This window comes from Gordonia sp. NPDC003585, assembly GCF_040610755.1.
In the GTDB taxonomy this organism is placed as follows: Bacteria; Actinomycetota; Actinomycetes; order Mycobacteriales; family Mycobacteriaceae; genus Gordonia.
In genome coordinates this window covers 1-9932 of the sequence record NZ_JBEXMX010000122.1, presented here as the reverse complement: position 1 = coordinate 9932, position 9932 = coordinate 1, and the positions used below count along the sequence as shown (strand labels likewise).

Here is a 9932-nt window from a genome sequence, read left to right as displayed (position 1 = left end):
CAGGCGACACCAGTGGTAGCCCCCGGACCTCGTCCGGCCGGTGCAGGTGCGCAGGCCGGCCGCAGCCGAGATGACGTCGGCGATCGTCGCGGCGGTGGTTCGGTTGCCGATCGGGCCGATGGCCTCGTCTGTCGGGGTGCGGGACACCTTGAGCCGGGGAAAGCGCTCAGCGGTCACGACGATCCACCAACCGCGGTGCGGCTGAGTGGATTTCCGGTTGTAAGCGGGTGCGTGTGCGGCGAGTAGCCGCAGTTCGCGGACCGCGGCCTCGAGTCCGTGACTGCATTCGACGTGATCGACGCGCTGCGCGAGCATCACCATCTCGCCCATCCGACGGCGCGGGTCGTTGCCGGTGAAGTAGGACCGCACGCGCCGTCGGAGGTCGACCGCGGTGCCGACATAGAGGACCTCGTCGGAGGGCCCACGAAAGAGGTAGACGCCGGGTCGGGCCGGCACCCGGTCGGCGAGATGGCGTTTGGCCCTTAGCCGGGGGTCGGTGCGAGGGAGATAGTCGGTCAGGTCGCGCACGCTGTACACGCCCTGGTTGCCGACGCGCTCGAGGAGGTGGTGGAACACCTCGACGGTGGCACGCGCATCGTCGAGTGCGCGGTGAGTGGGGCGGACCGAGACGTCGAAGAGGTCGGCGAGGGCCGACAGCCGCACCGTCGGGGCCTCGTCGCGGTGCAGGATGCGGCGCGCCATGGTGACCGTGCACAGCGTCAGCGAGAACGGCCACTCCAGATGCAGTCGCAGCGCGTTGCGGCGCAGGAAACCCATGTCGAAGCGGGCGTTGTGTGCCACCAGGATCGACCCGCGGGCGAACTCGATGAATGCGGGAAGCACCTCTCCGATCCGCGGGGCCGCGCTCACCATGGCGTGCGTGATGCCTGTCAGCGTGACGATCTGCGGCGGAATGGACCGCTCCGGGTCCACCAGCGTCGCGAACTCGCCGAGCACCTCGCCGCCGCGGATCTTGACCGCCCCGATCTCGGTGATGCGATCACCGTCCGGGCTCGATCCGGTGGTTTCGAGGTCGACGACGACGAGAGTGGTGTCGAAGAGTGCACGATCGCTGAAGTCGTTGGCGAGGCCGGCGGGACCGTTGTTCAGTTCGTCGGCGAGATCTCCGAAGGTGAGCTGACCGGAGTCCACCGCATGACGACCACTCTGCATCATGTGGCGAACACTAGTTCGACGGCCCGACAAGTTGCTGCAGTGACACCAGCGACCCCGGATAACCGCAGTGGCAGTTGTGATCGACGGAGTTTGTCGGAGGGTGCCCCTAGTGTCCAGATCTGAGCGGAGCCTGTCGTCGACGCAGGTACCGCCCGGCGCAGTGGACAGATGACCCACCCGCCAACACGCTGACGACATCCCGACAAGGGCAAAATGAGATGGAGATCACAAATGTATGTCGATTGCAGCAGCTGCCCGGGTCGTCCCGTTGCCTGCGACGGATGTGCCATGAACGTCCTCTTGGGTACTCCAAGCTGGGACGATGGGGCTCACGGCCGGGGTGTTCGGGACCGCCGATCGACGGCTGCGGCCGACGCTGAACTCGACCTCGCCATCGACGTATTCGTTTCTGCTGCAATGGTGTCCAGCTCCGCTGCACGATCTGCAAGATCGGGGAAAACTGCAGTTCAGGCACGTGGAACGGACCGTGGTCCGCGCATCCTGCGTGCTGGTTAGCGGGGCGAACAAGTTGGGCCCGTAGTGGCCCAGTGGACAGACCCGCATCCAATTTCGTAACCTTTCCGAGACCTTTGCAGAGCGTCCCGCTTCACCAAGAAGTGGTCTGCAAGCGGTCACCGCTCAATCGCCCTCGCGGCGAACCGGGGAACCACCAACTTCGGGCGGGTCGGACGTCTGTCGGACCAGTCTGAATCGGGGTGAATCGCGTACTGAAACCAGGTGTGTCCGGGTGACACACGGGGTAGAGGCATGCGTAGGGCCACTCTTCCGGCCCGAACCCGACAGCTAACTCGGTAGGCGGTAGAGGGAGAACTTGAAGGAGAACTCGCTTCGTGGCCAAACATCGTTTGGAGCAGCCCAACCGCGGGGGCAAGGTTGCCAAGAAGGCCGTGATCGCAGGATCGATCACACTCGGTTCGCTTGCCGCGGCCGCTGGCCCCGCGCTCGCCGCCCCGGTCGAGGTGCCTGGCCTCGGTACGTTCGAGGTGCCCGGTCTCGGGCCGTCGCACAAGACCGAGCCGGTCAAGAAGAAGGCAAAGCCCGCCAAGAAGCCGCAAGGCGCAACGGTTGAGATCCCGAACCTGGGAACGTTCACGGTGCCCGGCATCAACCAGAATCAGATCCCGCCGCAGTTCAAGCCGCGCGGTGGCGCGCCGCTGGGACAGCCGCAGCTGACCACCGGTGAGAAGGCCGTGAAGGCCGCCGAGAGCAAGATCGGCTCGCCGTACTCCTATGGCGCTGCCGGCCCCAATGCGTTCGACTGCTCGGGCCTCGTCTACTGGTCCTACAAGCAGGCCGGCAAGACCATCCCGCGTGACAGCTACGGTCAGCTCGGTGGCGGTCGCGCGGTGGCCTACAAAGACGCCAAGCCCGGTGACGTGCTCATCTTCAACGGTGGGGGTCACGCCGGTATCTACATCGGCAACGGAATGTTCGTCCACTCCTCGACCTACGGTCAGCCGGTGAAGAAGGCTGCGGTCAAGGAATGGTCGCTCGTCGGCATTCGGCGCTACTGAGCGCGAACCGGCAGCGTAATGACTTCGGATTTGGGCGGATCACGCATTCAGGCGTGATCCGCCCAAACCACTTGGCTACCCAGGAGGAATCCGGGGTGGCCAAACCGGTCATCCGGTGGCAGGCACACAACTAGGGTTGCTCATCAGAGGGAGTTGGGGGCGTGGGGGATTCTCCGCACACAGCGACGCCCGGTGGGCCGTGCCAGATGCCGGATCGACCGTGAGTTTCGACAGGAGTGATGGCAAGGTGGTAACCCGTTCGCGAGGCGCACGACGAGTGATCTCGTCGCGCTCGGCGCCCGCTGCGCTGGCTGCCGGTCTGTTGGCGATTCTGGTCGCCCTGCCGCTGGGTATCGGCGGTACCGGCGACGCGCAGGCGATTCCCGCACGTACGGCCGATCAGCTGCTCATTCGCTACAAGCAGCTCGGCATCGACGCGGAGAAGACCGCGGAGTCGATGCACAACGCGCAGATCGAATACGACAAGCAGCGCCGGCTCGTGGTCACGTCCCGCCGTGCCGCAGCCACTGCGCAGCGTTCGCTCGACCAGTCGCAGGTTCAGCTCGATCTGTATCAGGGCCGCGTCGACTCGATCGTGCGCGCCAGCTACCGCGGCGCGCGTATCAACGGGCTGTACGCGGTTCTCGTCAGTGACTCGCCGCAGTCCCTGCTCGACCAGATGTCCGGGCTGGACATGATCGCCCGCCAGGCCGCCCGGGACCTGACCAACCTCAAGCAGGCTCGCAAGCGCGCCGCGTCGGCGAAGGTCGACGCCGAGCGTGCCGCGACGACCGCCACCGAGGCCGTCTCGCGCGTCGAACGGGTGCGCGGCAACCTGCAGACCAAACGGGCCAACATGCAGCTGCAGGCCATTCAGATCCGTGCCGTCTACAAGTCGATGACGGGTAAGCAGCTCGCCGAACTGCAGGGACCGAAGTTCACCTTCGACCCCCGGCTCGTGCCGCGCGGAACGTCGCTGCCGCTGATCGCCGTGCAGGCCGCGCTGACCAGGATCGGTGACCCGTACGTCTGGGGAGCCACCGGACCGAATTCCTTCGACTGCTCGGGACTCATGGTGTGGGCCTACAAGCAGGCAGGAAAGACACTGCCACGCTCGAGTGAGGCGCAGTTGGCCTCCGGACGTGCGATCGACCGCAACAATCTGGAACCGGGCGACCTGATCATCTATTACCCCGGCGCCACCCACGTGGGGATGTACGTGGGCGACGGTTACGTCATCCACGCATCCACCTTCGGCGTCCCTGTCAAGGTGGTCCCCATCGACGAGGCCGGACCGTACAATGCGGCTCGCCGGTACTGAATGACGTGACACGCGACTCTGGCGTCCTGCAGTGGACGCGGGGCACCGGTGCGTGAGCATCGGACGAGCCGCTCGCTGTCGGTGGCTGCGGCATCAGCGGTGATTCTCGGGACGCTCGTGGGGTGTTCATCGGGTCCACCGCCGACGGTGATCACGTCCACATCGTCGGTTCCCGCCACGCCGTCGACCGCCGACAACGTCTATGAAGCGCAGCGTTCCGCGGGCGTGACCGCGCTGCTCGACTCGTTCAGCCGTGCCGTGGTGCGTGGTGACCGGCGGGCGGTGGCCGCACTGCTCGACGAGAGTGCTCCCGCGGCGTTCCGCAATCGCCTCATGGTGGTGACCGCGAACTTCGCCGACGACTCGTCGGCGTCGGAAAGCGCGTCGTCGGAGGGTCGCGGGTCGGCGTTGCGCCCGGCCGTCTTCCGATATCAGCTCGCGCCGACCGAAGAAGCCGAGGCACTGGTGTCTTCCGAAGTGCAGGAGGCGCTGGACGAGCAGGGCAGTTCGGACTCCTGGGTCGCGCCGGTCGAACTTCATCACGCGCTCGGCGGTGCGTCGAAGCCCGGCCTCGCCGAGCCCGAGATGGTGGATTCGGCGCAGTTGGTCGTGGCCCGTTATGGCGACAGCTGGAAGATCGTGGGTGATGCGACGCTGGCCGGACGCCCCGCCGCCGACAAACAGATGTGGGATCTGCCCGGCCTCGAGGTGCGCGATGTTCGGACGGCCGGCGGCGAGTCGGTGATCGCGTCGTATCCCGACACTGCGACCGAGGTGGGCCGTCTTCAGGAGCTGTTGGGAGGGGCGGTTACCGCCGTCACCGACTTCTGGGGGACCGCGTGGCCCCAGCGTGCGCTCGTGGTGGCCACGGCCCGTGACGCGGAGTTCGAGGCGCTGGCACCAGGCAGTGTGATCGGCGGGGCCGCGGCCGCCACGGTGTACGACCGGATCGACGCCCGTAAGCGTGTGGCGGTCGGACAGCGGGTGGTGCTGACGCCGGAGGCGCGATCGTTGCCGACGCCCGCGCTCGGCGTCGTCATGCGACACGAACTCACCCATGTGGCCGCGCGGCTGAGTACAGCCGTGGGCGCGCCGATGTGGATCACCGAGGGCGTGCCCGAGTACGTCGGCCGCAAGGACACCTACCGTCGCTTCGCCGACGCCGCTCCCGAATTGGCGGCCGAGGTGACCGACTCGGGTCCACCGGCCGCCTTTCCGTCAGACGCAGCCTTCGCCGCCGGCGGGGACGCGTCGCAGCTGGCCTACCAGTCGGCGTGGTCCATCGCGGCCTACGTCGCGCAGCGCTACGGTGAGACGCGACTCAAGCAGCTCTATCTCGGTGTCGCCTCCACGGTGGACGTCGGACGTCAGGATGCCGCCATCGCGACGGTGCTGGGTATCACGCGTGCCGAGTTGGTGTCGCGCTGGCAGCGGTGGCTGACCGAACAGGTTCGATGACGGTGAGCCGGTCTGGGCGATGAAGCGAACTCTGTTGATCACCAACGACTTTCCGCCGCGGCCCGGTGGCATCCAGTCGTACCTGCAGAACCTTGTCGATCTGCTGCCGCCCGACGAGATCGTCGTGTACGCACCGCGTTGGCGTAAGCAGTCCCACGTCGAGTTCGACGCCGCGGTGCCCTACAAGGTGTATCGGCACCCGACGACGCTGATGCTGCCGACGCCACTGGTGGCGCGCCGTGCCGCTCGCATCGTGGCGCAGGAGAACATTTCGACGGTGTGGTTCGGTGCGGCCGCACCACTGGCGGTGCTGGCCCCCGCCGTTCGACGCGCCGGCGCGCAGCGGGTGATCGCCAGTACTCATGGCCACGAGGTCGGTTGGTCGATGCTCCCGGTGGCCCGCCAGGTTCTCGGGTTCATCGGTCGACATGTCGATGTGATCACGTTCGTAAGCCGTTACACGCGTGGGCGTTTCGCGTCGGCCTTCGGTCGCCACGCCGCACTCGAGTACCTGCCGCCGGGTGTCGACGTCGAACGCTTCACGCCGAATGCGGAGCGGCGCACCGAGATTCGGAGCCGGCTCGGCCTCGGCGACCGTCCGACCATCCTCTGCCTGTCGCGGCTCGTGCCTCGGAAAGGTCAGGACACGTTGATCCGGGCACTGCCGCTGATCCGCCGCACGGTGCCCGACGCGGTCCTGGTCATCGTCGGTGGGGGGCCGTACGCCGACAAGCTCCACCAACTCGCCGACGAGTCCGGCGTGGCCGACCACGTGGTGTTCACCGGAGGCGTTGCGTCCGAAGACCTTCCCGCCTATCACAACGTCGCCGACGTGTTCGCGATGCCGGCCCGGACCCGTGGCGGCGGCCTGGACGTCGAGGGTCTCGGGATCGTCTATCTCGAGGCGTCGGCCTGCGGGGTGCCGGTGGTTGCCGGCCAATCCGGGGGTGCGCCCGAGACCGTTGTCGAGGGGGTCACCGGCACCGTCGTGGACGGCACCGACGTCGACGCGGTCGCCATGGCCATCCTGTCGATCCTCGGAGATCGGGCGGCGGCCGCCGAGATGGGCAGGCAGGCAAGACGTTTCGTCGTCGATAATTGGCAGTGGCAGCACATGGCCGCACGGCTGCGGCAGTTGCTCTGATCCGAAGAGGACGGTGACCAACCCGCTGAACTGGGGAATGTGTCAGCGTCCTGCCCGAAAAATCTAGGGGAAGAACTTCTTCCCCGAGGTTCGCAGTCATCCGCGAGAATTTTCTGGGGGAGGACACCAAGGGTAGGGGAAGAAGTTTCTTCCCCTACTTTTGTGGCGGATCGCGATTCCTTCGCACGACGATGTTCCCGGTTCCGAGGACTGCGCTGCGACAGGGACCTCGTTTCTAATCAGAGACCGTCGGAACCGCTGACGGTCTCTGACTACGAGTGAGGTTTCTGTGACGGTGGCCGCAATTGCGGCGGCGAGCAGGTTTCTGGCGACAAGTGCGGCTTCTGCGACGAGGCCGCGCTCCTCCGCGTGGGCGAGTGAGTCGACGGCTACTTCGCGTAGATCGCCTCGATGTCGTCGGCGAACTTCTCGGCGACGACGTTGCGCTTGACCTTCAGAGTGGGGGTCATCTCCCCGGTCTCCTCGGTGAAATCGGTGGGCAGAATCCGGAACTTCTTGATGGCCTCGGCATGCGACACGGTCGCGTTGGCGTCGTCGATCGCGGCCTGCACCGCTGCGCGCAGATCCGGGTCGTCGGCCAGTTGGGCGACCGTGGCCGCTGCCGGCTTGCCGTTGCGTTCCTTCCAGGCCGGGAATGCCTCCGGGTCGATGGTGATGAGTGTCGCGATGAACGGCTTCTGGTCGCCGACGACCATCGCCTGTGACACGAGGGCGCTGGCGCGGATGACGTCTTCGAGGCCGGCGGGGGAGACGTTCTTGCCGCCCGCGGTGACGATCAGTTCCTTCTTGCGGCCGGTGATGGTGATGAATCCTTCGCCGTCGACCTTGCCCAGGTCTCCGGTGTGGAACCAGCCGTCGGTGACCGCTGTCGCCGTTGCCTCCGGGTTCTGCCAGTACTCCTTGAACACCACGCCGCCGCGCAGCAACACCTCGCCGTCCTCGGCGATGGCAACTTCGTTGCCGGCCAACGGCTTTCCGACGGAGCCGATCTTTCTCGCGGCCGGTGTGTTCACGCTGAACGCGGCCGTGGTCTCGGTGAGACCGTAGCCCTCGTACACCGGGATGCCGACGCCGGAGAAGAAGTGACCGAGACGCGCACCGAGCGGTGCGCCACCGGAGATGGCCATGGCGCATTCGCCGCCGAGAGCGGCACGCAGCTTCTTGTAGACCAGGGCGTCGAAGAGGGCGTGCTTGGCCTTGAGGACCAGGCCGACCTGACCACGTTCGGATGCCTTCGAGTACGCGACGGCGGTGTCGGCGGCCGCGTCGAAGATCTTGCCCTTGCCGCCGTCGTGTGCACCTTGGCGGGCGGTGTTGTACACCTTCTCGAACACGCGGGGGACCGACAGGATGAGGGACGGCTTGAACCGTGCGAACTCCGGTACCAGTGTCGAGGTGTCGGCGTAGTGGCCCACCTCGGCGCCCGCCTCGATTGCGACGAGGGTGATGGCCCGGGCGAGAACGTGGGCCAGTGGCAGGAACATGAGCAGTCGCTTCTCGGGCCGGCGCTGCAACTCGTCGAGGAGATCGCCTTCGAGTACGCCCCGGACTTCCGACAGCATGTTCGCGTGGGTGAGTTCACAGCCCTTGGGGCGTCCGGTGGTTCCCGACGTGTAGATCAGGGTGGCCGGGTCGGCCGAACCGACGGTGGCACGACGTTTGGTGACCTCGTCGTCGTGGACGTCTGCACCCGTCTCGGTCAGTTGGGCGACCGCGCTCGGTCCGTCGGTCCGATCGATCTGGAACACCGCGATCGTGTCGGGCAGCGTCTGGATCGAGTTGAATGCGTCGCGATGCCCGTCGTCTTCCAGAATGATCACGGTGGCGCCGGAATCCTGCATGATCCATTCGATCTGGCCCGCCGAGGACGAGTCGTAGATCGGGACCGTGATGGCACCCGCCGACCAGATGGCGAAATCGATGAGCGTCCATTCCAGGCGGGTTCGGGAGAGCAGTGCGACGCGGTCGCCGGGCTTCACCCCGGACGCGATCAGGCCCTTGGCGATCGCGGTGATGCGTTCGACGGACTCGCGGGCGCTCACCGGCACCCACTCGTCGCCCCGCTTGTGGAGGAAAACGGTGCGATCGGGGGTCTTGTCGGCGATGTCGAAAATGATGTCGGTGCAATTGTCCTCGGCGGCGATGGTGAACTTCGCCGAAACGCTGAACGGCTGGACATCGGTTTCGGTCATCGGTGACCCCTCTCGAGTACTGCGGTATTCGTCGACACCAATGGTATAGCCGTCGGCCAACCGGACCTCGCGCGACGGCGCAGTTGGGGGCCCTACCGTCGCCTGTGGTGCATGTGTGAAGCTAATGTCGTGACGAGTATTCAGGTGGCCGATGCGACATTTGTCGCCGCGGCCCCGGCCTTGGTGGCCGACGTGATCGCCGATCGCGCCCGTTGGCGACGCTGGTGGCCGGATCTGTCGCTGACCGTCACCGAGGACCGCGGCGCCCAGGGGGTGCGGTGGACGGTGGACGGGCCGTTGCGGGGGACGATGGAGGTCTGGTGTGAAGCGGTACTCGACGGCTTTGTCCTCCACTACTTCCTGCATGCCGAACCCGCCGGCTCGCTCGGCGATCGAATTGCGGGCTCGGCCGCGGATCTGGCGCAGGAGAACAAGCAACGTCGGGTGGCGGGCAAGGTGATGTCCTTCGCGGTCAAGGATGACCTCGAATCGGGGCGCATCGTCGGCGGCCCGGCAGTCGGGGTGCAGGCGTCCGGGCTGGACGCGTCAGGGGTCGGAACACACTGATGGCCGACCACACCGAGCGCGACATCATCATCAACGCCGACGCGGCCGACATCCTGGCGGTCATCGCGGATTTCGCGAACTATCCGGAGTGGGTCTCGGCCGCGCGGGAGGTCGAGGTGCTGAGCACCGACGCGTCCGGACGCGCCCAGCAGGTACGATTCGTCCTTGACGCGGGTGTCCTGCAGGACACGTATGTGCTTGCCTACGAATGGGATTCGCACGGCGAAGGCGTGTCGTGGCGTCTCGTCTCCAGTGAACTCCAGCGCGATCAGCGCGGCCGGTACGTGCTCACCGAGCAGGTGCCGGGTTCGACGAAGGTCACTTACGAGTTGATGGTCGACCTCGTGGTGCCCCTGATCGGTGCACTGAAACGCCGTGCGGAGAAGGCGATCACGGACGCCGCCCTGCACGACCTGAAGAAAAGGGTCGAAGGCTGATCGATCTCACACCGATCCATCTGGTGCTCGGTCCCGGGGGTTGTGGCGTGTCTGTCGTCGCGACGGCCGGGGCGGCAGAGC

At 66.4% G+C, this 9932-nt stretch carries 8 protein-coding genes and 1 riboswitch; of the genes, 6 read left to right on the top strand and 2 right to left on the bottom strand.

Going from position 1 to position 9932, the window contains the following annotated elements; genetic code table 11:
• Nucleotides 1-1176, bottom strand: a 1176-nt coding sequence (locus ABZW74_RS22800) for a DEDD exonuclease domain-containing protein (protein WP_355279581.1), incomplete at its 3' end; no start/stop codon positions are given.
• A gap of 626 nt (nt 1177-1802) precedes the next feature.
• Nucleotides 1803-2010: riboswitch (cyclic di-AMP (ydaO/yuaA leader) on the top strand.
• A gap of 17 nt (nt 2011-2027) precedes the next feature.
• On the opposite strand from ABZW74_RS22800, the gene ABZW74_RS22795 reads away from it, so the two are divergent.
• The 4 genes from ABZW74_RS22795 to ABZW74_RS22780 all read left to right on the top strand — a co-directional run bounded on the left by ABZW74_RS22795 (nt 2028) and on the right by ABZW74_RS22780 (nt 6634).
• Nucleotides 2028-2711, top strand: a complete 684-nt coding sequence (locus ABZW74_RS22795) for a C40 family peptidase (protein ID WP_240860539.1) — start codon at nt 2028-2030, stop codon at nt 2709-2711.
• A 319-nt stretch (nt 2712-3030) separates the two neighbouring features.
• Nucleotides 3031-4032 (top strand): C40 family peptidase, encoded by a 1002-nt coding sequence (locus tag ABZW74_RS22790; RefSeq protein WP_240860568.1) that lies wholly within the window; start codon nt 3031-3033, stop codon nt 4030-4032.
• 147 nt (nt 4033-4179) lie between these two features.
• Complete coding sequence (locus ABZW74_RS22785) at nt 4180-5490, top strand: hypothetical protein (RefSeq protein WP_240860540.1); 1311 nt, start codon at nt 4180-4182, stop codon at nt 5488-5490.
• A gap of 19 nt (nt 5491-5509) precedes the next feature.
• Nucleotides 5510-6634: a glycosyltransferase family 4 protein gene (locus ABZW74_RS22780; protein WP_355279577.1), complete on the top strand. Its 1125-nt coding sequence runs from the start codon at nt 5510-5512 to the stop codon at nt 6632-6634.
• Between the two features lie 389 nt (nt 6635-7023).
• Here ABZW74_RS22780 and ABZW74_RS22775 read toward each other — a convergent pair whose 3' ends face one another.
• Nucleotides 7024-8847, bottom strand: coding sequence for a long-chain fatty acid--CoA ligase (locus ABZW74_RS22775; RefSeq protein ID WP_355279575.1), 1824 nt, complete (start codon nt 8845-8847; stop codon nt 7024-7026).
• A 129-nt stretch (nt 8848-8976) separates the two neighbouring features.
• Between ABZW74_RS22775 and ABZW74_RS22770 the strand changes: the two genes are divergently transcribed.
• Both ABZW74_RS22770 and ABZW74_RS22765 read left to right on the top strand, forming a co-directional pair.
• Nucleotides 8977-9414, top strand: coding sequence for a hypothetical protein (locus ABZW74_RS22770; RefSeq protein ID WP_240860543.1), 438 nt, complete (start codon nt 8977-8979; stop codon nt 9412-9414).
• Nucleotides 9414-9851, top strand: coding sequence for an SRPBCC family protein (locus ABZW74_RS22765; RefSeq protein WP_240860544.1), 438 nt, complete (start codon nt 9414-9416; stop codon nt 9849-9851). The genes ABZW74_RS22770 and ABZW74_RS22765 overlap by 1 nt, the downstream gene beginning before the upstream one ends.
• The last annotated feature ends 81 nt before the right edge of the window (nt 9852-9932 follow it).